The following is a 23851-nucleotide window of genomic DNA, read 5'->3' on the forward strand; positions in this document are numbered from 1 at the left end:
TTCACGGGCCGGCTCGTCCTGCAATTACGGACGCGCTACGCGTGCGTCATGCCGGCTCGCCTGTCGGTTTACATGTCGCCTGCAAACGACTCCGCCGTTTGCTTCGCAGCAACGTCCTGACAAGAGGAGCCGGGAATGGGATCAACGATTTTCCGGCGCGAGATACTAGACGCTCGGCCGCGCCACCACAGACCGACTCAATTGCGCCGCCCGGCCGCGCCATTTCAGCCATGTCGTCCGGACGCGTCCTTGGCCATGCCCGCCCCTATCCGTGCCATTCAACGCAATTTTCACCGGTTTTGGCGTTGAGTGGCACTACGATGCGTCATTGCCGCCTCACCGCCTTGTTGACATGTTGTCAAAATGGCCATTTTCCAACGATTCCGCGATAATCGATATCGCAAGGGACGCCCCTGCCGCCAATGTGTCTGCCACTCAACGCGGAAAATCGCCGAAATCGCGTTGAGTGGCACGGTTTTCTGCCACTCAACGAACATCAACCGATTGACATGCACTGAGTGGCAGACTCCTCACGCATCTCACCCCCGATCCGCCCCGATCGCCGTATCGGATCCTATGGGATCGGACGTTTCCCCAACCTTGCAGGCCCCCATAACGTCGGATCCTAGGGGATCGGACGCGATGGGGGTCGGACTGGACGCTCGGACCGGATTCGTTCGGCGAGTGAATGGTGGACGCAGGCCTAGTGCCGCACTTAAGCAAATCCGTTTATCCCGTTCTCGGCCCCCTCTTGTCAGGACCGTTGCCGCGAAGCAAACGGCGGAACTGTTTGCGGGCAACATGCAAACCGACAGGCGAGCCGGCAAGACGCGCGCATAGCGCATCCGCAATCGCAGAACGAGCCGGCCCACGAAGCGGGTCCGACATGAGGCCGAGCAGCTGGCGAACCACGACAACGTGAGTCGCGCCACGATGCTGCGCGAACTGTTGGACCTCGGGCTCAAGGAGAAACGTCGTCGCATGACTGCATGACGACAGCCTGATCACCACAGTCGGTTGACGTGCATAATGGCTCCCATTGTCGCCGTCAGACCGCAACATCGCCGACGACAGCGGGAACCATCCATATCATCAATCGTCGGCCGCGAGCCGGCGCCTCGCTTCGGCCTTGTCGATGTCCGGCGCGAGCGGAGGCCAGGTCATGTTCATGTTCTTGAGGGTGGTGCGCAACAGCTCGGAGACGACGGCGCGCGAATACCAGCGGTTGTCGGCCGGCACCAGATACCACGGTGCGGCGGACGTGCTGGTCCTCTCGAACACCTCCTGCCATGCGGCCATGTAGTCGTTCCAACGGTCACGGGCGTCTAAGTCCGAAGCGTCGAACTTCCAGTGTTTGGTCGGGTCGTTGAGCCGCCCGAGGAAGTGGCGGCGCTGCTCCTCGCGGCCGACGACGAGGAAGATCTTGATGACCGCGCACCCGTCGGCGACGAGACTGCGCTCGAACTCGTTGACGAGGTCATAGCGGGCACGCCACACGTCCTCGGGGAGAGTGCCGTACACGTGCGGCATGACGATATCCTCGTAGTGGGATCGGTCGAACACGGCGATCCACCCCGGGTCAGGCAGTTCGCGTTCGACCCTCCACAGGAACCCGTGGCTCGTCTCCTCATCGGTCGGCTTGCCGAAGCCATGGTAGTGGATGCCCATCGGATCGCCCTGACGGAAGACGTGGCGTACGATCCCGCCCTTGCCGGAGGCGTCCATACCCTGCAGCACGATGAGCAGCCGCCGGTTCGACCCCTTGACGCCGTTGGCGTAGAGCAGCCGCTGGTATCGGGCGATCTCCGAGGAACTCAGTGAGATGAACCGTTCGGCGTCGTACTTGTCGCCGTCGAAACCGGGTGTCGCGCCGGATTGCCCGTCGGCCACCTCGGCGAGATCGACGCCGTGGTGGAACATGAGCCGCTGCGCCGGCGGCATCGACCATACGGCGCTCAGCAGTTCGCTTGATTTCGCCGCATTGGCGAGCCGTTCGGCGACGGTCGCGCTCTCCTCGATCAGTCCGATGCGCTCCTCGGCGAGATCCATCGCCCGGTCGATGCGCCGCTTGGCGGTCCTGTCCGCCTTGACTTTGTCATCCTTGCCCATGAGCCGATTCTACGCCCGGGGAACCGTCTTGTGCACGAGCACACACGTCGGGCGACGACCTTCGCATCGTCTCTTCATGGCACCATGCATGACCAATGTGATCATCAGGTACATACACGACCCACCCACAATGACACGATTAATAGTGAACGAAAATGATCACATGTGACATTATGCGAGGATGAGATGATCACTGTCGGTATCGTGGATAACGACCCATACGCAGTGTCCGTGCTTTCGAAACTGCTCAGGGAGTCCGGCATGGATGCCCAATGGGGAACCACCTCCGCCTCGGCGGCCCTTCGCCGTTGCCTGTTCGAATCGGCAACACCGCAGGTGCTTGTTTCCGACGTGCAGATGGACGACATGAACGGCATGGAGCTTTGCCATCAGATCCGTCAGCGCAAAACCACGCCGGGCATCGTCATGATCACCGCGTATCCGCCGAAACGTTATCTCGAACAGGCGGTCAGAGCCGGTGCACAGGGGCTCTATCTCAAAACGGATGTGGCCGGTATCCGTACAGGGGTCCGAGCGGCGGCAACGGGAGACACCGCACAATCCGATTCGGGCTTCTTGAACTGCGTCGAGGCACGCAACGCCCTCCTGCGAAATGTCTCATCGAAGAGCGAGCTTTCCGAACGCGAACGTACGGTGATCGCCATGTACGCCGACGGCTTCGCCACCGACGACATCATGCGACAGTTGTCCGTAAGCAAGGGCACCGTAGCCACCTACGAGAAACGCGCCTGCGCCAAACTGGGCGCCGCAACCCGCGCACAGGCCGTCGCAAAATACGTTCGCCTACTGACGACAGGTATGACATGCTAAGCCGATTGCAGCAACAATTCTTGTATCTTATCAAATTACTATCGCGCCATTGGATGGTATCCATATCCTTGGCCACCGCCATCTACTGTGCAACCGAAATGATCTTCTACGGCATCAATGGATGGCTCGATTCATTAATGATAGCTTGGGGCACTGCACAAATAATCACTACACTGATAATGTCAAGATGGCATAAAACAGGTGCATGGTCCACTGGAATCATTTGGTCAGCCGGCATGCTATCACCTCAACCAGTCCTGAATTCAGGACTACTTGCCACGCTCTGCGCATTAGCAATATTGTCATATAATAATATTACTCAAGGTATACTACTCTGTATAATCAATACAGTAACGTTAACAATTTATATTTCAACAAGCAAAACGCTTCCATGGTCGACTCTCTTCATTTTTCTTTCATTATACATATCAGCCATATTACTAGGTTTAGTAATCCATTGGCACACAGAAATAATAGAAAATCGAATACATAGACAGCAAGAACAAGAAAATAATTATATAGCAGCAAAAATACACAATGAGATCACAAACGGAATAACTACAGCAATTCTTCAGCTGCAAGCACAAACACAAACAACAACGACCATTACCAACGAACTGGAATCAACACTTAAGAAAGTGCATAACGTTATTCATCTATTGGAGAATACACAGACATCAATAGGCAATAGTGAGAACAGCACACCAACACTAGATATAGTCAGCATACGAATAAAGACGATCTGCAAAAACAGGAAATGATGCTACATTCATTAGGAATCAAAGGCATTACAATATTGCAAGCAAATAATGTCACAATGGACAGAGAAAGAGCATCAATATTATATCAGCTACTTCAAGAGATGTACATCAATATAGGAAAGTACGCAGAACACGATCAAGGATACGTCATTTCAATTCTACACAATACGAAATCAGTAAGAATAACAGTAAACAATACTATAAAAAAAGATATCGGAAATCTATCAGGCAAATTTGGCTTGAGACAGTTGCAATATGCGATAACAGAGCTCGGAGGCTCTTTGCAATACGGAATAAAAGACAACTCCAATGAGTGGCATTTAACAGCAACCATACCTTGCTGCTAATCCGTTTATTTTATAACTCACCGACACATCTCTTGCGCAACAAGCCATATGCTTCAGCGAATGACCTGGGGCGGATCGAGAACGCCGCGCCGGTGAGGATGACTCCCACCAGCATCACAAGGTTGGAGCCGAACCCGTACGGCAGACCCATTATCCCGTTCACCCACTGCTTGGCGAGCAGCGCGACGAGAAACACCGCCACGCCCACTATCAGGAAACAGACCTTCAGTACGAAACGCAGCATCGGATTGCGAATCGGATCCTCTTCCTCCTCGCGGTAATGAGACCTTACGACCTTGATCGGCTCCTCTTCACCGCCAGCCGTCCGCATACCATCTCGCCTGTCCATGTCGACTCCTTTCGTCGGAGGCGGAAGCACCGTCACTCCCGATATCGGCGATGATACGGCGCGCGTCCGCAGCCATCAAGAATGCTGTCCTTCTGGGAAGGACAGCATTCCGTCATCGTCCCTCGCGCCGGCCGCGCAGGTTCATCGCATATCCGGCGATGAGCGCGGCGACGGTGCCGATCGCGACGGCGATCAGGGCACGGCGACGCACGTCTACGATCGCGAGACCCGGACCGGTCGGTTTGAGCGCGTTTTCGCCGGCGGCCGCGTCGGAGGCGGGGTGCCCTCCCCTGTCGGCGTACTGCGCGTTGACGACACTGGGCCCATTGATCGGACCCGACGCCTTGTCGGCGGACTCGGCGGTCTCGACCTTGACGACGTCGCCGTTCTCGTCGAGCGTGACGCGGGCGCACAGGGCCTTGGCCCAGTTGATGCGCTGCCAGCCCTCACTCGACCGCCACAGGGGATATCCCGAATCGAGCGCCGTGGCCCTCAGGATCGCGTTCCTCTGGTCGGCGTGCAATTGCGGGTATGCCAGTCGCAGCACGTCGGCGGCACCGCGCGGCGCGGTGAACATCTTGCCGGCCTCGCTCTTGTCCTGTGGGAAGCCATAGGTCATGCGCGCCGTGTAGACGCGTACGGCGGACGCCTGGTCCCTGACCGGTTCGGTGGCCACGGGGTCGAGGAAGTCGTTCGTGTAGCCGCCGCTCGAAGCGGCCTTGAGATTCGTGATGCACTCGGCCAGCGTGGAGCCGTGCCCATCCGCCTTGCAGCGTTCGGTAAGGTACCCGCGCAGCTGGTTCGCAGCGGGCACGACGGCGTCGGAGAAGTCGTTGTGCCAGTACTGGCCGTTCTGCGCGGAGCCCCCGATGCGCCCGCCCATGATGTCGAGCGGGTAGTGAACGCCGAGCACGATGCGGTTGTTGCCCGCCTCGGAGGTGCGCGCCATGATCTGCGGCGCGAGCTCGGGGATCATGCCGGCGAGCGCCACGCCCCACGAGTACGCCATGGTGGTGTGCCCGGACGGGCAGGAGCTGTTCTTCTGCAGGTTCGAGTATCCGGGGATGTGTTCGAGCCAGGAGGGTGATTCCTTGATGTCGAGGGTCGCGGGGAGCCCTGCGAGGTCGTTGGTGCCGTCGTAGGTGCTCACGGAGCGGTCAAGGTAGGGTCTGGGGTGCATGGCGGCGCGTTTCGACTGGTAGGTGGAGGCGACGTTGAACTTGAACAGGTTGACGACCAGCCCCAGCTTGTGCTGGTTGATGCCTTCGCTCATGTAGCGGCCAAGGACCGGACCGAGAGAATCGGGCATGGTTTCCCGCGGGTAGAGGTCGGAGTCGATGAGGGCGCGTTTGCGCTGCGGGGTGAGCCCGTTCTCGTCGGCGTTCTCGGCGCCGAGATGGTTGATCTCGACTGCGAGGTCCTCGTCGCGTTTCATCGTGGCGACGTCGAGCACCTTGCCGCCGTTGGCTTTGTCCTTCGGGGCCTGCCAGTAGTCCTTCTCGTAGTCCGCGAGGAGCGCGACCCAGTCGGGATTGGGCAGCTGGTCGGCCTGTGCGGCGGGCAGTGGCGCGGCGAGGGCGGCGAGCGTGAGTGGCGCAATCGTCAGAATGACGCACAGCGCGGCGATCACGCGGGAGGATACGGCAACGGCGGATAGGCTGGGGAACTTCACGTTCCCTAACCTATCCGCCGTTTCGCTACGTAGCGCGGAGTCCGACCGAACTCTGGGTGAACTCTTCGTGCCGGGTTAGCGCCATCCGAGCCTCACTCAGGCTACGCCGCTCAGATCTTCGGCCGGCCACCCAGATCGGGGTGACCCTTGCCGATGTCGTTGTGCGGCTTGAATACGGCGCGGTCGTGCTTCTCGCCGTGGCCGTACTGGTCATGCTGCTCGTGACCGTGACCATCGTGATCGGTCTTGGCGTCCCTGGCGGCCTTGGCCTTGCGCGCCTGCTCCTCGCGGAACGGCACGCCGGTCTCCGGGTCCACCTGGCTTTCGGGATGCGTCTCGTCGTAGCCCTGCTCGTAGCGGGTGCGGCGCCAGTTGCGGATCGAGGCGTTGGTGCCGCGGTGATGCACGTGGTACTTGCGCGGCGCGCCGCCGAGCGGCAGCTCCTCGACCTCCTTGGCCACGGCGATCTGGTTGACGTTGGACGGGTCCATGATCGCGATCGGGGCGACGGGTTCCGGTTCGGCGGGGGCGGCGGTCCTCTCCTGCATGCGCTCGGGCAGCCATTCGGCGAGGCGAGAGAGCAGCCAGCAGGCGATGAAGTAGATCACCGCGGCCATGACCAACGTCTGGAGGATGTTGAAGTACATCGAGCCGAGTCGACGCGACTCCTGCAGCAGGTCGGTGTACATGATGATCGAGCCCAGGGCGGTGTCCTTGAGAACGACGACCAGCTGGGTGACGGCGGCGGGCAGCATCGCGTAGACGGCCTGCGGCACCTCGATCGACAGGAGCGACTGCGTTTCGGTCAGACCCAGCGCGAGGGACGCCTCACGCTGGCCGTTCGGCAGGTTGCCGACGCCGGAACGCACCAGCTCGGCCACGACCGAACCGTTGTACAGGATCAGCGCGATCACAACCGCCCAGTAGGAGGGGCTCTGCATACCGGCGAACGCGAACCATCGCCAGAAGAAGATCATGAGCAGCAGCACCGGCACGGCACGGCAGAACTCGACGATCACGCCGGAGACGCCGCGCAGCACCACGTTCGGCAGGAGTCGCCCCACACCGAAGACGAGGCCGAAGAGCACGGCGCCGATCACGGCGACGACGGTGGCCTGCAGGGTCATCAGCAGGCCCGGCAGGTAGAAGTCGGTCCACGCCTCCTGGTCGACGGCCGGCTTCCACAGCTCCCAGCTCAGCTGGTTCTCGCCGTCCGGCGGATTGTGCAGTCGCATGAGGATCAGGACGATGACGATCGCGAAGATGACGCCCGCCACCCAGTTGAGGATGCGGATGCGACGGCGGCCCTTGGGACCGGGCGCGTCGAAGAGGACGGAATTCGAAGTATCGGCCATGTCGGTCACCTCCTGACCGCGAGCTTATTGGACAGGTACGTGGTGAGCATGCCGATCGGGATGATCAGGATCACGTAGCCGAACGCGAAGATCAGGAAGATCTGGATGATGACGTCCGGACGGAACTCGATCATCTGGCTCATCAGCGACGACGTCTCGGTGGAGACGGACGCAGCGGCGGCAACGGTCGAGTTCTTGAGCAGCGCGATCAGCGTGTTGCCGAGCGGCGCGACCGAACCGCGGAACGCCTGCGGCAGGATGATCTCGGTGGCCGACTGCATGAAGTCAAGGCCCAGCGCGCGCGCCGCCTCGGCCTGGCCGAGCGGCACCGTGTTGATGCCGCTTCGCAGCGACTCGCACACGAACGCCGCCGTGTACAGGCTCAGTCCGGTGACGGCCAGCCAGAAGAAGTTCGTGGCGAACGTGTCGGAGAACGTAAGCTTCAGCTGCGCGTAGGCGCCGAGCACCATGAACACCATGATGATCGTCAGCGGCAGGTTCTTGAACAGCTCCACGTACGCGCCGGCCACGGCGCGCAGGGAGGAGATCGGCGAGATGCGCATCATCACGAGGATGACGCCCAGAATGGTCGAGAACAGGGCCGACCACAGGGTCAGCTCGATGTTGACGAGGAACGCGCCGAGCACGTCATACTGGCTGAACAGTTCGATGAATCCGTTCATCGTCTACTCCTCCTCCCCTTCGTTCGGCGTCGGCGGGTTGTAGCGCACGTCGGGCGTGTACGAGGTGCCCTTGGTGTTGTCGGCGACGGCGCGCTTCCACGAGCCGTCCTGGATCATGTCGACGATCGCGTTGTTGATCTGCGTGGCGAACTTGGTATCGCCCTTCTTGATGCCGACGCCGTAGTACTCCTGCGTGAACGGCTTGCCCACGACCCTGAGCTTCCCACGCGAGGCGGAGGCGAGACCGGCGAGAATGATGTCGTCGGTGGTCACCGCGTCGACGATGCCGGAGAACAGGGCGGTCGCGCATTCGGCGTATCCGGGCTGCTCCATGAGCTGCACCTCGGAGGCGAACTTCTCCTTGACGGTGGCGGCGGAGGTCGAACCGGTCACCGAGCACAGGCGCTTGCCGTTCAGGTCCTCCGGGCCGTTGATCGAATGGTCGTCCTTGCGCACCAGCAGGTCCTGTCCGGCCACGAAGTACGGGCCGGCGAAGGAGACCGCCTTCTTGCGCTCGTCGGTGATCGAGTACGTGGCGAGGATCATGTCGACGTCGCCGTTCTGGAGCATGGCCTCGCGCTGCTTGGACGGAGCCTCCTTCCAGACGATCTCGTCCTCGGAGTAGCCGAGCTTCTTGGCGATGTACTTGGCCACGTCCACGTCGAAGCCGACGTACGTGCCGGACTTCTTGAAGCCCAGGCCCGGCTGGTCGAACTTGATGCCGATGCGGATCTTGCCCTCCTCGCTCTCGCCGCACGCGGCCAGGGACAGCGTGCAGGCGAGCGCGGCGACGGCGGCGATCACGCGACGCGCCGTCCGTTTCATATGCGTGTTGAATGTGAATGTCATGTCGTGTCTGCCCTCCCCTATCGATCAGTGGGTGAGGATCTTCGACAGGAAGTCCTTGGCGCGTTCGGTCTTCGGATGGTCGAAGAACTCGTCGGGGGTGTTCTCCTCGAGGATCTGGCCGTTGGCCATGAACACGATGCGATCTGCGGCCTTGCGGGCGAAGCCCATCTCGTGGGTCACGCAGATCATCGTCATGCCCTCGTGGGCGAGTTCGACCATGACGTCGAGCACCTCGTTGACCATTTCCGGGTCGAGCGCGGAGGTCGGCTCGTCGAAGAGCATGACCTTCGGACGCATGGCGAGGGCGCGGGCGATGGCGACGCGCTGCTGCTGGCCGCCGGAGAGCTGGGACGGCATCTTGTTCGCCTGACTGTCGACGCCGACGCGCGCCAGCAGGTCCATGGCGAGCTTCTCGGCCTCCTTCCTGTCCATGTGACGGACCTTGATGGGGGCGAGGGTGACGTTGTCGAGGATCGTCTTGTTGGCGAACAGGTTGAACGACTGGAACACCATGCCCACCTCGGCGCGCAGGTTCGCGAGCTCGCGGCCCTCCTGCGGCAAGGCCTTGCCGTCGATGCGGATGTCGCCCGAATCGATGGTCTCAAGGCGGTTGATGGTGCGGCACATGGTGGACTTGCCGGAGCCGGACGGGCCGACGACGACGAGCACCTCGCCCTTGTTGACCGTGAGGTTGATGTCCTTGAGGACGTGCAGGTCGCCGAAGTGCTTTTCGACGTGGGTCAGTTCGACGAGGGGTCGGCCGGTATCGTTGCCCGGCACCAGCGGCGCCACGGGGCGCGTTTCTTCTTCTTGCTTTTCTGCCATAGTCGGGCAGTATAACCATGCTGTGTTACCTGCGTAACATCCGCCATCCCCCATGCGTTCACTATGTGAGACCATCGGCGGACGTCGATCGGGGTGATATGCGAGTGTGATCGCTCACATCCCTTTACTTGCCTGAGACCTCGGCCACGCCGCTCATCTCATCATGCGGCACGCGGCTTGCCGAGCGTCGGCACGAACGTGACGCCGGGGAGGTCAGCGAAGATCGACCCGTCGACCACGAGCTTCGACAGTCGGATGCCGGAACCCAGATACAGCTTCGGAATCGACAGGATGTGCTGGTCGACGAGCAGCGGCCATCCCTCTGGCAAGCCGATCGGCGACATGCCGCCCGACTCCATACCGGTGGCCTCCACGGCCGCGTCGATCGGCGCGAAGCTCACCTTCGACACCTCGAGCGTGTGCTTGACCACGCCGTTGAGGTCGGCGCGCGTGTCGGCCGTGACGAACGCGGCGGCGAACTGCGGCGGCGCCTTGCGGGTCTTGTGCGTGTGGACGACCACCACGTTGCCGGTGATGTTGAACGGGATATCGTACTTCGGGCACCACAGGTCGGTGTCCGACTCCTCGTCCGAATTGATCGTCACCCCGAGGATCTTGCTCTCGGGCACGCCCGACGCGACCAGCTCGTTCAACTTGTCGAACACCGGCTTGGCGAGCAATGACCCGTCATGCCAGTCCAGAATCTCCAACGCCATATTCCCCTCCAATGCAATGCCATTGGTCCACGTGTTGCGCCCAAGCATAACGGCGACTCCCCTTGGCGTGCCGCCCGACCTATAGGGATTGCCTATAGCCGGTTCCCGAGCCGACTTCCCTCCATCCACGCCACCCATCCATCACCCATCCACCTACCCATCGCGCGGTGACTTGCCCATGAAGCGGTGAGTCGTTTTTGAGGAACGGCGGAATACAGCCGTTTTCCATCACCGCTCCATGGGCAGGTCACTACTCGATGAGCAAATCACCGCGCCATGGCCCCCGTAAGGGCTCGATGGGAAGCACCAGCCCCAGCAGACGCAGCGTTATCGGGGTGCCATACAGCCCGCTTCCCCGAGGAACCATTCGTCGTGGGACACGACGACCAACGCGCCCGGATAATCACGCAGCAATCGCGCCAGCGCCTCTTTCGACGCCAGATCGAGATGGTTCGTCGGCTCATCCATGACGATCAGCTGCGGTCGCTCCGGCAATGCCAGACACAACAGCAGTTTGCGCAGTTCGCCGGGCGACGGGGATCCGCCCGCCAACAATCGATCCGGATCGGCGTTGAGTCGCGCGTACGCACCGAGCACACGGGAGCGATCGCCGGGGCTTAGCGACGCGAGGCGTGTCATGGCCCCAGCCGCGTCAACCCCGGTCGTGTTCTGCATGATGACCAGCCGTGGCACGTCGGTGGCGCGTACGCGCGCGTCGGCGATCATCGCCCGCAGCAGCGTCGACTTGCCCACCCCGTTCGGCCCCGTCACGGCCACATGATCACGCGGCCCGATCGAGATCAGCGGGATCGCCAATCCCTCGAGCCTGCGAACAGCGCCATCGGCGTCGGGCGGCGATATGCGGATGCGCCCATCGGTCCACGTCGCTTGACACATCCCTCGGCACGTCCCATCAATCCCCGTACTCGCAGGAGGAATCGCACTCGGTCTTCCGGGAACGTCACCGTTGCCGGCGGTTTCGGGATGGCCATCCTCGATATGGATGACGTCCGACTGTCCGAACCGGATCACGCCCGCCTCCAGCCGGATGAGCTCCCGACGTCGGCTCGGCTCGATGTCCATCCAGATGTCGCCGTCATAGCGTTTCGCCGCAACCGTGAGCCCGGCCTCACGCCGCCGCGCGGCCGCGAGTCGCCCGTCGAGCTGAGCGTAGACGCGGGTCACGCCACGGTCGAGTCCGGTCATTTTCGCCAGCTGGCGTCTGTTGCGCGCGTCGCTGTCCTTGGGATCGGCGCGCCGTCCGCCGTCACGTTTGGCCGTCTCGACCTGCTGCACCTTGGCGAATCGCCGTGCCCTGACCGACTCCAATCGGGCGGTCTCGCGCCGTGCCGCGTCCAGTCGCATGGCATCGGACTCGCGTTCCGCGGCGATCCGCGCCGAGACCTGACCATATCCACCCGGATACGTGTCGACGACGGTCATATTGCGCAAGCCGACATGCCGGCGCGAGAAGATGATGCATCGCCCGCAGGTGCGATCGATGAGCGTCGCGTCGTGCGAGACGACGATGCCGATGCCGTGATACCGGCGCATCGATTCGACGATGCGTGTACGCGTCGCGGCGTCGACGTGATTGGTCGGCTCGTCGAGGATCAGCACGTCGGGCCGCGACGCCAATGCGCACGCGATCTGCATGCGTTTGCGCTCGCCGCCGGACAGCGTGTCGTACCGGTACGGCCAGTCGTCGGCCAGATCGAGACCGTCGCGTATCGCGATCGATTCGGGAGACCAGTCCGCGGCGAACGCCTCGAGACCGGGCGGCGGCACGGCGACATCCTGCGGACAGTATCCGATGACGAGACGTCCGGGATCAGGGGCGATGGTGCCCCTATCGGGACGGACGACCCCACGTATGATCGCCATCAGCGTCGATTTGCCAATGCCGTTGTCGCCGATCACCGCGCTCCAGCCGGTCGGGAACGATACGTTGACGCTGTCGAACAACGGTTCCGGCGCGTTCGGATAGGTGAAGGCGATGCCGTTGAGGGTGAGGATCGATGGTTGTTGCATGAGTCGCACCTTGTCTGCTCGGTGCGTGCCGCTGCTGTCATGATGATGGGTTATGACGGTATGGAACCTGTGGAATCGGCGAGCGCAAACCATGGCGTCATGGGTGAACCATGAATCAGGCAAGAACGCAGACCGATGGATGACGCACGGCGGCACGCTTCGACGCGCGCGGCTCCGCTACGATACCGTCATCCTTCACAGACGCAACTTGGGCTGGTTCCTTTCATCTCGGACCCTCTTGGCATATGGGAGGGCCCCTGCCACACAACGCGTTCAATGTACGGCATAAGGACGACCATCTGCGCGGCATTCGGTTGTCTTCCGTCTCCACGATCCACATCGGGAGAGGCTTATGCACATCATCGATTCGGTCATTCGACACGTTCGTCTCGGACAACTACTCTCTCCCACATGAACGGTTACAACGCGGTGCCGCAGAACGGCGAGGTACGCGACTACGTGCGCAATGGACTCGACACGCAGGCGACGGCCAAGCTCTCGCAATGCTGGGAGCTCATGTCCCGTTTCCGTACCGACAGGAAGGTCTGGTTCTCATTGCATACCGCGCTCGAGCTGTGCAGGATCGAAAGGCCGCAACGCAGCACGCTGCCGAACAGCAGCTTCTACGTCACCGTGAGAAAAGGCAAACAGCGATCGACCTTCGCCGATGTATCGTTCCACATATGGGATCAGCCGTTCAGGGTGCATACGTTCCCCAATGGAGTGTCCTGCATGCATCCCATCGACGTATGGATACAGTTCGCACAATATCTGAACGTCGACGAGCTGATCGTCCTGCTCGAGGCGATCAGCAGACGATGCAGATATCCGATCGACGCCTTCACCAACCGATTACCGGCGTTTCGCAGAATCGTGGGACGCAAACGGTGTGAGGCGGCGCTTCACATCGCCCAATCGTCGGATTCGGTTCAGGAGACTCGCGCACGACTCGCCCTGCTTCGATTCGGCCTGTCCGCGCCGACCATCCTGCACGTCATCGTCGATCCGGTCAACAACGCACGATATACGGTCGATATGGCGTATCCGCAAGGCAAGGTCGCCATCGAATACGACGGCGACCATCATCGCCGGTTTCGCGCCCAGTACGTGCGGGACCAGCAGAAGCGCCGGCGTCTGCGTCAGATGGGATGGACCGTCATCGAAGTGTTCGCCGATGATCTGCTTACCGAAACAGTTCAGCGCGATTTCGCGCAGCAGGTCGCCGACGCATTGAAAACACCCTTGCCGGGAAGGCCGCAACTCGCATATCGGGCACTTACCGACCCGAAACTCGCCATACACGCGCGCAAGGGCGAGTATGCAAGAGCGACCCGGGCGCGGGGAAACGCACGCGGGAGGTGATGGCACGGCGTGTCGTGCATCCGTCGCCCGACGATCACATAGCGTGATGGCCCCGACCGGCGACCAAGACCAGTTACACTTACCGAGACACTCCCCCATCGCGCGATCTCGTTCCCCATGAAGCAGTGACTTTCCCATGAAGCGGTGAGGCGTTTTTGAGAAACGGCGAAATAAAGCCGTTTTCCATCACCGCTTCATGGACAGGTCACTACTTCATGGGCAAGTCACCGCGTCATGGGCACTCCAAAGACTCGATGGGGATGTGAGTAAAAGGGTTTAGGGATGGGGTTTAGGGATGGGGGTGACAGTGTGACAGGAGGTAATGGAAAGTAACGGGAGATGAAGGGAGATAACAGGAGTAACGAAGTAACGAAGTACGGGAGGAGATGGTAACTGTGCAGGGTAACGGGGTAACGAGGTAACAGGAGGAGATGGTGACTGTGCAAAGTGACGGGAAGTAGCAGGAGGTAACGAAGGCAACGAAAGCAACAGAAGGTAACGAGGGTAACAGGAGGTGCGAAGGAGGCATACGAGGAGGCATACGAGGAGGCATACGAAAAAGGTGAGGCCATGCACTATGCATGACCTCACCTTTCATCCCCTAATGGCGAAACGGATCAGTCCTGATCCTCGTCCGGGTCGTAGTCGACGCCGGTCTCGGCACGCTGCTCGGCCGAGATCGGGGCCGGGGCACCGGTCAGCGGGTCACGGCCGCCACCGGCCTTCGGGAAGGCGATGACGTCGCGGATCGAGTCGGCGCCGGCGAGGATCGACACGGTGCGATCCCAGCCGAGGGCGATGCCCGCGTGCGGCGGGGCGCCGTACTTGAAGGCGTCGAGCAGGAAGCCGAACTTCTCCTGAGCCTCCTCGGAGCCGATGCCGAGGACGTTCAGGACGCGGTCCTGGATGTCGTCGCGGTGGATACGCACGGAGCCGCCGCCCATCTCCTCGCCGTTGCAGACGATGTCGTAGGAGTCGGACATGGCGTGCTCGGGATCCTTGTCGAACTTGTCGATCCAGTCCTTGCTCGGCATGGTGAACGGGTGGTGCATGGAGGTCCACTTGGAGTGGCCGACCGCCACGTCGTCGTCGTCCGGATCGTCGGTGGGCTTGAACAGCGGGAAGTCGACGACCCACGTGAAGGCGAACTTCTTCGGATCGAGCAGGCCCTCACGGCGGGCGAGCTCGACTCGCACGGCACCCAGCAGCAGCTGGGAGGACTCGCGGGAGCCGGCGGCGAAGAACACGGCGTCACCGTTCTCGGCGCCGACGGCCTCCTTGAGGCCGTTGCGCTCCTCTTCGGACAGGTTCTTGGCGACGGGTCCCTTGAGCTCGCCGTCATCGGCGAAGGACACGTACGCAAGACCCTTGGCGCCGCGCTGCTTGGCCCACTCCTGCCATGCGTCGAACTGGCGACGCGGTGTGGAGGCGCCGCCCTTGAACAGGACCGCGCCCACGTACGGGGCCTGGAACACGCGGAACGGCGTGCCCTTGAAGTAGTCGGTGAGCTCGACGAGCGGGTTGCCGAAGCGCAGATCCGGCTTGTCGGAGCCGTACTTGTCCATCGCGTCCTGCCAGGTGATGCGCGGCAGCGGCAGCGTGACCTCGTAGCCGGCGGACTTCCAGATGGCGGCGATGACCTTCTCGGCCATGGCCATGACGTCCTCCTGATCGACGAACGCCATCTCCATGTCGAGCTGGGTGAACTCGGGCTGGCGGTCGGCGCGGAAGTCCTCGTCGCGGTAGCAGCGGGCCAGCTGGTAGTAGCGCTCGACGCCGGAGACCATGAGCAGCTGCTTGAGGAGCTGCGGGGACTGCGGCAGCGCGTACCAGGAGCCGGGCACGAGACGGGCCGGCACGACGAAGTCGCGCGCGCCCTCCGGGGTGGACTTGATGAAGGTCGGGGTCTCGACCTCGGTGAAGTCCATCTCCTCGAGCGCGTGGCGGGCGGCCTTGGTCATGTCGGAGCGCAGCTTGAGGTTGTACTGCATGGACGGGCGGCGCAGGTCGAGGTAGCGGTACTTGAGACGCACGTCCTCGCCGGGCAGCTTGTTCTCGGACTCGTTCTCGAGGGCGGTGGACACCTGGAACGGCAGCGCGTCGGCCTTGGCGAGGATCTCGATGTTCTCGGCCACGACCTCGATCTTGCCGGTGGCCAGATGGGTGTTCTCGTTGCCGTCCGGGCGCAGGCGGACCTCGCCGGTGACGCGGATGACGAACTCGCTACGCAGCGGGCGGGCCACCTCCTCGTCGTAGATGACGACCTGCACGAGACCGGTGGAATCGCGAAGATCGATGAAGGCGACGCCGCCGTGGTCGCGACGACGGTCGACCCAACCGGCAAGGGTGACCTTCTGACCGACCAGGGCCTCGGTGACCTCGGTCGCATGGTGTGTTCTGTAAGCCGTCTGGCTCATGCTTCCTCTTTCAGTGATTCAGTTTTCAGTGATCACAATGTTGGTTTTTCCGCCGCGCGCAGGGCACGGAGACATGAAAAATCAGCCAATGACAACGGTTTGCCGGGCATTAACAGTATCCGGCTCCCACGACGTGGCGTCGGCCGGGGCCTGATCGCCGGTGACGATGTTCTTGACCTCGTCTCCCGCGCCCTCCTGACCGGGGAACCACACGTAGGGGATGCCGAGCTTGTCGGCGTACTTGATCTGCTTGCCGAGCTTGGCCGCGGTGGGCGCCACGTCGGCGGCGATGCCGCGCGAACGCAGCTCTGCCGCGATCCGGTTGGACGCGGCGCGATCGGCCTCGTCCCACACGGCCACGAGCACGCTGGCCGGGGAGACGCGGCTGGCGTGCGCGCCCGCGGTGTGCAGCATGTAGCTGACGAGTCGGCTCAGGCCGATGGACAGGCCGACGCCCGGGTACTTGCGGCTGCCCTGCGAGGCGAGGTTGTCGTAGCGTCCGCCGGAGCAGATCGAGCCGAGGGAGGCGGCGCCGTCGAGGAACGTCTCGTAGACGGAGCCGGTGTAGTAGTCGAGTCCGCGCGCGATCTTCAGATCGGCGATCACGGAGCCGGGGCGGATGGCCGCGGCCTCGTCGACGATCATCGCGAGCGTGGCGAGGCCCTCACGGGCCAGCGCGTACGCCTCGGAGTCGGTGGCGATGCCGTGCGACGCGCACAGGGCGTCGAACCTAGAGGAGAGCTCGGCGCCGTCGGCGGCGGTCAGCTCGGCCAGTTCAAGGCAGGCACGGGCCTGCGACTCGTCCGCGCCGCAGTTCTCGACGAGCAGGCGAGACACCTCGTCGGCACCGATCTTGTCGATCTTGTCGATCTCGCGCAGCACGCCCTCGATGTCGGTCAGGCCCAGTCCGCGGTAGAAGCCCTCGGACAGCTTGCGGTTGTTCGCGTGCACGGTGGCCTTGGGCAGACCGAACGCGCGCAGGCGCTCGAGCGCGGAGACCATGACCAGCGGCAGCTCGACCTCGTAGTGGTCGGGCAGCTCGCCGGCACCGATCACGTCGATGTCGGCCTGAACGAACTCGCGGAAGCGGCCCTCCTGCGGACGCTCGCCACGCCAGACCTTCTGGATCTGCCACCGCTTGAACGGGAACGCCAGCTGGCCGGAGTGCTCGACCACGTACCGGCTCAGCGGCACGGTCAGATCGAAGTGCAGGCCAAGCCGCTCCTCGATCGGAGTGTCGGATTCGTGTCCGACCTCCTGCAGACGGGACAGCAGGTAGATCTCCTTGCTGGTCTCGCCCTTCTTCAGCAGCGATGCCCCGGTTTCCACGGCACGAGTCTCGATGCCGAGGAAGCCGTTGAGCTCGAAAACTTCACGGAGCGTGTCGATGACACGCTGCTCCACAACGCGTTCAGAGGGGAGCCACTCTGGAAATCCTGATATTGATGCGCCTTTAGCCACGAAATCAATATAATAGGTGAGGGTTGCGTCAACGTTGTGGAATTCCTCCATGACGTAGGGACGTACACCGCACATACTTCCAAGCTGTAAGGAGCTGGCCATGGCCGACGAAAACGCCACCGAACCCGTGAACACCACCGAGACGACCGAGCAGGCAGTGAAGCCCGCTGCGCCCAAGCCGAGCGCCATGCCGAAACCGCATGCGCCCTCCCCGGCCGCCTTTGCGAAGAAGGCTCCGGCCGCGCATGTCGCCGCCCCCTCCCCCGCCGGGTTCTCGGAGGCGGACATCAAGCAGGCCGAGACCTTCGGCCGCGTGGACGACAACGGCACCGTGTTCGTCAAGGAGGGCGAGTCCGAGCGCGAGGTCGGCCAGTTCCCGGACGTCTCCAAGGAGGAGGCGCTGGCGCTGTACGCCCGTCGCTATCTGGATCTCAAGGCCAAGCTCGACACGCTCGAGGCGCGCCTGAAGTCCAAGAACATCAAGCCGCGCGAGATCGACGACTCGATCAAGATGCTCGCCGAGGAGACCGAGGCCCCGGCCGTCGTGGGCGACATCTCCTCCCTCAAGGCCCAGTTCGAGGCGCTCAAGACCGCCGGCGAGGCCAAGAAGGCCGAGATCTCGGAAGCGCGCAAGGCCGCCATGGCCAAGGCCATCGAGGGCCGCACCGCCATCGTCGAGAAGGCCGAGGCGCTGGCCGCCTCGCTGGGCGAGAACACGAACTGGCGTTCCACCGCCGACAAGTTCCGCGCCCTGTTCGACGAGTGGCAGGCCCACCAGCGCAACAACGTGCGCATCGACAAGAAGGACGCCGACGAGCTGTGGAAGCGCTTCTCCGCCGCGCGCACCACGTTCAACCAGGGACGTCGCAAGTGGGCCCAGGCGCGCGACAACGAGCGCAAGGAGGCCCGCACCGTCAAGGAGGAGATCATCAAGGAGGCGAACGAGCTCAAGGACTCGACCGCCTGGGGTGAGACCTCCCACAGGTTCCAGGAGCTGATGGATCGCTGGAAGCAGGCGGGCCGTGCCGGCCGCAACGAGGACGACGAGCTGTGGGCACAGTTCCGCGAGGCCGCCGACGCGTTCTTCAACGCGCGTCAGGCCGATCGCGATCAGATCTCCGCCGACGAGAAGCAGAACCTCGCCGCCAAGGAGGAGCTGCTCGTCAAGGCCGAGGCGCTGGTCCCCGTCGCCGACGAGAAGGCCGCCAAGCACGCCCGTCAGGAGCTGGCGAAGATCCAGGAGGAGTGGGATCAGATCGGCTACGTGCCGCGTGACGACATGCGCCGCATCGAGGGCCGTCTCGACGCCGTCGACAAGCAGATCAAGGCCGTCGAGGACGCCGCATGGAAGCAGTCCGATCCTGAGGCCGACGCCCGCAAGTCGAGCTTCGAGGAGCAGCTCAACGCGCAGCTGGCCGAGCTCGATCAGAAGATCGCCGCCGAGTCGGATCCGAAGAAGAAGGCCAAGCTGGAGGCCGAGAAGGCCACCAAGGAGCAGTGGCTCAACGCGGTGAAGTGATGTCCGGCATCACACGATCAATCGTGTGATCACAGGTTCGCCAAGACGAATGGCCGGTCGGCGTAGGATGCGCCGACCGGCCATTCGTCGTTTCGGATGTCGTTTCGGAAGATGTCGTTTCGGAAGGCTAGCGTTTGCGGGTGCGGGTCGTGTAGTTCTCCAGATGTCGTCCGATCGCCCCGATCACGATGCGTCCGGTGTCCGGGTTCCACGCGAAGTAGACGCGCAGCGAGGCATCGTCCTCCCGGTTGCCGATGCGCAGATGGGGCTCCATGAGCAGGGTCCGGCCGTGGTCCTCGATCTGGCGCAATCGCATGAACTTGGCGTCGCGATGCGTCTGCTGACCTTCGTTCTCGGCCAGTTCGAACCCTCCCACGTCCGGGTACGTCCTGAACCGGTCGCCCGGATTGCCGCTGCCCTGACCGGTGGCGTAGATGTCGTAGACCGCCGTGCACATCAGCTGCATGGCCTGCCAGACCAGAGACGGTTTGGTGACGCATTCGCGCAGCGTGCGCCATGCGTTGTCATGCACGCTGATGCGATCCGGATACAACGTCTCGTAGAAGCGGACGATGTCCTGATCGTACCGACTGTTGGACACCCGGCTGTTCGAGACGAGTTTCGCGGGCAGCTTCGCCGAAAGCAGTCCACGTGCGGCCTCGAGTTCCGCCGCCACGCCGGAGCCCGCCACACGCGCCATGATGCGCTGCCTCAGCTGCTCGTTCTTGCGAGTCAGCTCGCCCATCCGTCGTTCGTATTCGCGCGCCTCGTGTTCGAGCCGTCGGTTGTCGTCGTTGAGCAGGGCGATGATCTGCGCGTCCTCGTTCTGGTCCGCCATGGTGCGCATGCCAGTGACGCCCGTTCCGCCCGTCGCGCCGTTGCCGTTCGCCGCGACTTCGACCTGACTGTGTTGCGCCGTCATGGCCCGCAGCTCACGTTCCGCCTTGTTCGCGCGCCCCTTGAGTGCGATCTTGTCGGCGCGCAGACGCATCATCGACCGTTCGAGCAGATCGCGTTCCTCGTCCATCAGGTTCTGCCGGCGTGAGAGACGGTCGTTGTCCTTCTCCAGATCGCGGATTCTGTCGTCGTATGCGGCCCGTTCGCGTTCCGTCTGCCGCCCCAGTCGTTCGATCCTGTTCGTCGCCTCCTTGAGCTGGCGTTCAAGACGCACCGATTTCGCCGTCTCCTCATGCCGGTTTCGCACACGCAGGATGGAGTCCACGTCCACCGTCATGTCCGGCATCCGCTCTTCGAGCAGGTCGCGCAGCAGCAGCGTCGCCGCGTCCCGGGTCCGGGTGCCGTCGGTCGGCGGCCAGATGGCGTCGCGCCACGTCGTCCCGTCAGTCCGCGTATCCGTAGTATCCGTAATATCCGTATCCGCAGTATCCGCGACGGACCGTGTGAGGCTCCGATACGCGTCGATCTGCACGCGGGTCACGCTCGGATGCCGGCCCAGTTCGGCCGTGATCAGTCGCGCCAGCTTCGGATCCTCGTCCGGATCGTCATCACATGCCGGAAATGCGGGATGCGCCGCGTAGACGCGCACGGCGTCGGCGCGCGGTGACGAGCCCGGCATCCGTGCGTCGAAGACGCGGCGGATCTCGCCGATGGCGCGCATATCGCGCGGCACGCACACCATCATGTCCGGAAACAGCATGTCGTGCAGCGCGTCGACGTCGATCAGGGGACGCCGCGTACCGGCGTCGAGGCCGACGACCGCCAGCGGCACGTCGCGCTTGGGATCGGACACGATGTCCCACAGGTCGTGTGCGCTGATGCGGGAGCGCGTTCCGTCCTGCGCGACGCCGTCCCTCCCGTCCGCATCAGGCGCGGCCGGCTGTGCCGTCACAGTCAGATCCATCATCGTCAGCGGCACGCTGGAGCATTCGCAGATGAGGCGCTCGTTGTCGATCAGGAACCGCAGCAGGCGCGGCGGACGGGGATCGGGAACAACCTGTGCGACGCCGAAGCCGGATCGCTCGTCACGATACGAGACCGCGATATCCACGACCAGCGAACGGGCGTGACGGGCCGCACCGTCGTCCGGCTCGGACAACGCGATGTCGGTGCGCCACATCCGCGGGAACCGACGCAGCGACTCGTCGGGGTCCATGACCGTGACCCGCTCCTGCACACGGCACGCCCACGTTTCGATCTCACCGTCCGCTCCCCTGATGCTGCAGGCGGTGCCCTGCACGTCGGATCGGGCGTGACGCAGAGTGCTCACGAAGGTCATCTTCGGCAGATCACCGCCCATCTCCCATGAATTCCAGTACCGCTTGGGCCAGAACATGGCGTTGAGATACTCCACGGAATACGGTGAGGCGTCCTTGCCGTACGTGTCCTCCAACCAGTCGCGCACCGACCAGACGATGGCGTGGATGAGTCTGCTGCGACCCTCCCCCGCAGGCCGCGGTACACTGAGCCGAACACTGAACCGTGTGCGATACCACGCGGTAAACCCTTGCTCCACATCGTCTCCTTGACGTGCCGATACGTGCCACGAGCACACGGCCGTCATGCATGCCCCATGTAATGACCGACATTCACTCATCGGACCACTTACATGGCCATGGTATCACCGTTCATCCTGCGTTTACCGCGGAATGGACGCGACGGGATGGTTCACACCAGCACGGTGCCGGTCACGGGCGCCGAGAATCCGACCTTCGGATGACGTGAGAGATAGTCGACGAGCGCCTGCCCGTATCCCTTGTCGAGCTCCCGGTAGTCGGTGCCGGCACGGAAGGCGGTGTATCGGTCTCCTCCCTGCAGGAGGAACGAGTTGGATGCCGCGATGACCAGATCGTCGTCGTCGATCGGCCTGCCGTCGATCTTCAGGTCGACGATCGAGACGCTGCCGGCGTCCTCGACGCTCTCCCCCGGCACCAGCGGCGACTTGCCGTCTGTGGTGTACCGGTAGGAGACGTTCGACGACACGCCGAGACGAGAGACGACGAGCCGGCCGGCCTTGCCCCTCCACTGCTGGGCGAGCACCGCCTTGAGCTGGCGTCCGGTGAGCACGCGCTTGGCCACCTTGAACTGCAGGGCCATCATGCTGTCCACCTCGCGCAGGCTGATCTTGCCGTCGCCGTTCAGGTCAAGGTTGTCGGTGCGCAGGCTGCCGTCGTTGGAGAAGCCGATGACGGGGATGCGGTCGCCCGCGTAGAAGGCACGTCGTACCGCGTCGCGTTCGGCGTCGGCGACCAGCATGCCGAGCGCGCTTTCGGTGCCGTGCGAGGCCACCTTGCCGAAGTACGCGCCCTTGGCGGTGGTGCCGACCACTCGCGAGCCGACCCGATCGGCCCGATCCGCGGCGTCGGCGTAGATGTCGTCCGTGCGCCTGACGATGGGCGCGGCGTCATCGGCGCCCGCCGACTGCCATGCCGCCTGCCCCACATGCGCGCCGTTCCAGCCCTCCACGAGTCCCTTCAGATCGTAGACGCCCTTGGCGTTGGCGGTCTGGGTCATGCCGTTGCCGAGGTCCACGTCACGCACCTCGACCTTGGCGTGGCGTCCGGAACCGGTGATGACCAGATCCTGCACGGCCATCTGTCTGCCGAACGACCCCGCCTCGATGACCGGCGCGCCGGCGGCGGTGCGTCCGCGCTTGATGGCGTGGCTGTGGCCGGTGTAGACCAGATCCACGTTGCCGTCGATCGCCTCGCCGCGCTTCGTGCCTTCAGCGGCGCTGGCGTCGGCGTGCAGGAGCGCGACCACCGCATCGGCCTCGCCGTTGGCCTCGCTGCCGTCGCGCAGCCTGTCCGCCACGCGGTTGATCGCGTGGACGGCGTCCTCGGTCAGATCGGCGTCCTTGGTGATCTGAGGAGTGGCCACGGCGCCGAGCGCGTCGGTCAGCGCGCCGACGAATGCGATGCGCTTGCCGTTGACCTTGCGGATCACGTAGTCCTTGACGCGGCTCAGCTTGCCGTTCGGTGATTTGTTGGCGGCGGAGACGTTCGCGCACAACCAGTCGATGCCGTTGGCCGGGTCCGCGATGCGGTCGTTGAAGTCCTTCACGCCGCGGTCCAGCTCGTGGTTGCCCATCGCGGAGATCGTCAGCCCCCATGCGCGGGCCATGTCGAGCGTCGGGCGATCCTGCTCGAACGCGGATTCGTACGGGCTGCCGCCGACCAGATCGCCGGCGGAGACCTTCACCATGGCTCCCGGGTTGTGGGCTTCGGCGAGCGCGAACGCCGAGGCGTTGTCCTCGCCGCGTTCGACGTGTCCGTGGAAATCGGTGATGTCGGCGATGGTCACCGTGCGCGTGTCGGATGCGCCGGCCCCGGGGAAGAGTGTGATTCCCGGGTTTGTCGCGGAGGCGCGGGGAACGATGAAGGCCGTTGCGGCCAATGCGATGACGACTGCGATGACGACCCCCGGTCGCCTGCCGGCCATTGTGCGCCGGCCCAACTTCATCCTGCTCACGTTTGCAACGCTATGCCCGGCGATTGAACGCATGTGGTGCCATACGCAACTCCGAGGTGAATTTCCGCCGACGCATCGGTGCGACGACGGTGGCACACCATTTCCGCTCGTGATAGGCAACACGCATACGTAACAT

At 63.1% G+C, this 23851-nt stretch carries 17 protein-coding genes; 4 read left to right on the forward strand and 13 right to left on the reverse strand.

Translation table 11 applies throughout. From position 1 onward, the window contains the following. Positions 1-1092: 1092 nt before the first annotated feature. A complete protein-coding gene (locus BW11_RS01255; RefSeq protein WP_140444396.1) occupies positions 1093-2109 on the reverse strand; it encodes a PPK2 family polyphosphate kinase in 1017 nt (338 codons plus the stop codon). Between the two features lie 186 nt (positions 2110-2295). On the opposite strand from BW11_RS01255, the gene BW11_RS01260 reads away from it, so the two are divergent. Together BW11_RS01260 and BW11_RS01265 are read left to right on the forward strand one after the other, a co-directional pair. After that, the gene (locus BW11_RS01260) at positions 2296-2940 is read left to right on the forward strand and encodes a response regulator (RefSeq protein WP_140444397.1); all 645 of its coding nucleotides are present in this window, start codon (positions 2296-2298) and stop codon (positions 2938-2940) included. A gap of 68 nt (positions 2941-3008) precedes the next feature. Beyond that, positions 3009-3701, forward strand: coding sequence for a hypothetical protein (locus BW11_RS01265; RefSeq protein WP_140444398.1), 693 nt, complete (start codon positions 3009-3011; stop codon positions 3699-3701). A gap of 357 nt (positions 3702-4058) precedes the next feature. Here the strand turns inward: BW11_RS01265 and BW11_RS01270 are convergent, their stop codons facing one another. The 8 genes from BW11_RS01270 to BW11_RS01305 all read right to left on the reverse strand — a co-directional run bounded on the left by BW11_RS01270 (position 4059) and on the right by BW11_RS01305 (position 12528). Beyond that, on the reverse strand, positions 4059-4397 hold the full coding sequence (locus BW11_RS01270) for a hypothetical protein (protein ID WP_140444399.1): 339 nt from the start codon (positions 4395-4397) through the stop codon (positions 4059-4061). A 112-nt stretch (positions 4398-4509) separates the two neighbouring features. Next, complete coding sequence (locus BW11_RS01275) at positions 4510-6069, reverse strand: phosphatase PAP2 family protein (RefSeq protein WP_140444400.1); 1560 nt, start codon at positions 6067-6069, stop codon at positions 4510-4512. 110 nt (positions 6070-6179) lie between these two features. Beyond that, entirely contained in the window at positions 6180-7424 is a 1245-nt protein-coding gene (locus BW11_RS01280) for an amino acid ABC transporter permease (RefSeq protein ID WP_140444401.1), read from the reverse strand. A gap of 5 nt (positions 7425-7429) precedes the next feature. Beyond that, a complete protein-coding gene (locus BW11_RS01285) occupies positions 7430-8107 on the reverse strand; it encodes an amino acid ABC transporter permease (RefSeq protein ID WP_043165351.1) in 678 nt (225 codons plus the stop codon). Between the two features lie 3 nt (positions 8108-8110). Continuing rightward, positions 8111-8956 (reverse strand): glutamate ABC transporter substrate-binding protein, encoded by an 846-nt coding sequence (locus BW11_RS01290; protein ID WP_043165352.1) that lies wholly within the window; start codon positions 8954-8956, stop codon positions 8111-8113. Between the two features lie 24 nt (positions 8957-8980). Then, positions 8981-9781, reverse strand: coding sequence for an amino acid ABC transporter ATP-binding protein (locus BW11_RS01295; RefSeq protein WP_043165354.1), 801 nt, complete (start codon positions 9779-9781; stop codon positions 8981-8983). A gap of 161 nt (positions 9782-9942) precedes the next feature. Beyond that, entirely contained in the window at positions 9943-10497 is a 555-nt protein-coding gene (locus BW11_RS01300) for a YbaK/EbsC family protein (RefSeq protein WP_140444402.1), read from the reverse strand. A gap of 327 nt (positions 10498-10824) precedes the next feature. After that, entirely contained in the window at positions 10825-12528 is a 1704-nt protein-coding gene (locus tag BW11_RS01305) for an ATP-binding cassette domain-containing protein (protein ID WP_181162441.1), read from the reverse strand. A gap of 411 nt (positions 12529-12939) precedes the next feature. Between BW11_RS01305 and BW11_RS01310 the strand changes: the two genes are divergently transcribed. Continuing rightward, positions 12940-13890, forward strand: coding sequence for a DUF559 domain-containing protein (locus BW11_RS01310; RefSeq protein WP_140444404.1), 951 nt, complete (start codon positions 12940-12942; stop codon positions 13888-13890). 617 nt (positions 13891-14507) lie between these two features. On the opposite strand, the gene aspS is transcribed toward BW11_RS01310, so the two are convergent. Together aspS and hisS are read right to left on the reverse strand one after the other, a co-directional pair. Then, positions 14508-16307 (reverse strand): aspartate--tRNA ligase, encoded by a 1800-nt coding sequence (aspS, locus tag BW11_RS01315; protein WP_043165364.1) that lies wholly within the window; start codon positions 16305-16307, stop codon positions 14508-14510. 81 nt (positions 16308-16388) lie between these two features. Next, complete coding sequence (gene hisS / locus BW11_RS01320) at positions 16389-17711, reverse strand: histidine--tRNA ligase (RefSeq protein ID WP_258184444.1); 1323 nt, start codon at positions 17709-17711, stop codon at positions 16389-16391. 157 nt (positions 17712-17868) lie between these two features. Here hisS and BW11_RS01325 point away from each other — a divergent pair, with 157 nt between their 5' ends. Continuing rightward, positions 17869-19287: a DUF349 domain-containing protein gene (locus BW11_RS01325; protein ID WP_043165366.1), complete on the forward strand. Its 1419-nt coding sequence runs from the start codon at positions 17869-17871 to the stop codon at positions 19285-19287. A 127-nt stretch (positions 19288-19414) separates the two neighbouring features. Here BW11_RS01325 and BW11_RS01330 read toward each other — a convergent pair whose 3' ends face one another. Continuing rightward, positions 19415-21760: a hypothetical protein gene (locus tag BW11_RS01330; RefSeq protein ID WP_140444406.1), complete on the reverse strand. Its 2346-nt coding sequence runs from the start codon at positions 21758-21760 to the stop codon at positions 19415-19417. Between the two features lie 152 nt (positions 21761-21912). Then, complete coding sequence (locus tag BW11_RS01335; protein WP_140444446.1) at positions 21913-23706, reverse strand: bifunctional UDP-sugar hydrolase/5'-nucleotidase; 1794 nt, start codon at positions 23704-23706, stop codon at positions 21913-21915. Positions 23707-23851: the final 145 nt, after the last annotated feature.

The organism is Bifidobacterium sp. UTCIF-38 (assembly GCF_006454495.1).
GTDB classification, from domain to species: domain Bacteria; phylum Actinomycetota; class Actinomycetes; order Actinomycetales; family Bifidobacteriaceae; genus Bifidobacterium; species Bifidobacterium callitrichos.

What these genes read in the sequence shown, in the direction of transcription:
- BW11_RS01255 (WP_140444396.1), bottom strand. Translation starts at nt 2,109, where the DNA reads ATGGGCAAGGATGACAAAGTCAAGGCGGACAGGACCGCCAAGCGGCGC.
- BW11_RS01260 (WP_140444397.1), top strand. Translation starts at nt 2,296, where the DNA reads ATGATCACTGTCGGTATCGTGGATAACGACCCATACGCAGTGTCCGTG.
- BW11_RS01270 (WP_140444399.1), bottom strand. Translation starts at nt 4,397, where the DNA reads ATGGACAGGCGAGATGGTATGCGGACGGCTGGCGGTGAAGAGGAGCCG.
- BW11_RS01280 (WP_140444401.1), bottom strand. Translation starts at nt 7,424, where the DNA reads ATGGCCGATACTTCGAATTCCGTCCTCTTCGACGCGCCCGGTCCCAAG.
- BW11_RS01285 (WP_043165351.1), bottom strand. Translation starts at nt 8,107, where the DNA reads ATGAACGGATTCATCGAACTGTTCAGCCAGTATGACGTGCTCGGCGCG.
- BW11_RS01290 (WP_043165352.1), bottom strand. Translation starts at nt 8,956, where the DNA reads ATGACATTCACATTCAACACGCATATGAAACGGACGGCGCGTCGCGTG.
- BW11_RS01295 (WP_043165354.1), bottom strand. Translation starts at nt 9,781, where the DNA reads ATGGCAGAAAAGCAAGAAGAAGAAACGCGCCCCGTGGCGCCGCTGGTG.
- BW11_RS01300 (WP_140444402.1), bottom strand. Translation starts at nt 10,497, where the DNA reads ATGGCGTTGGAGATTCTGGACTGGCATGACGGGTCATTGCTCGCCAAG.
- BW11_RS01305 (WP_181162441.1), bottom strand. Translation starts at nt 12,528, where the DNA reads ATGCAACAACCATCGATCCTCACCCTCAACGGCATCGCCTTCACCTAT.
- BW11_RS01310 (WP_140444404.1), top strand. Translation starts at nt 12,940, where the DNA reads ATGAACGGTTACAACGCGGTGCCGCAGAACGGCGAGGTACGCGACTAC.
- aspS (WP_043165364.1), bottom strand. Translation starts at nt 16,307, where the DNA reads ATGAGCCAGACGGCTTACAGAACACACCATGCGACCGAGGTCACCGAG.
- BW11_RS01325 (WP_043165366.1), top strand. Translation starts at nt 17,869, where the DNA reads ATGGCCGACGAAAACGCCACCGAACCCGTGAACACCACCGAGACGACC.
- BW11_RS01335 (WP_140444446.1), bottom strand. Translation starts at nt 23,706, where the DNA reads ATGAAGTTGGGCCGGCGCACAATGGCCGGCAGGCGACCGGGGGTCGTC.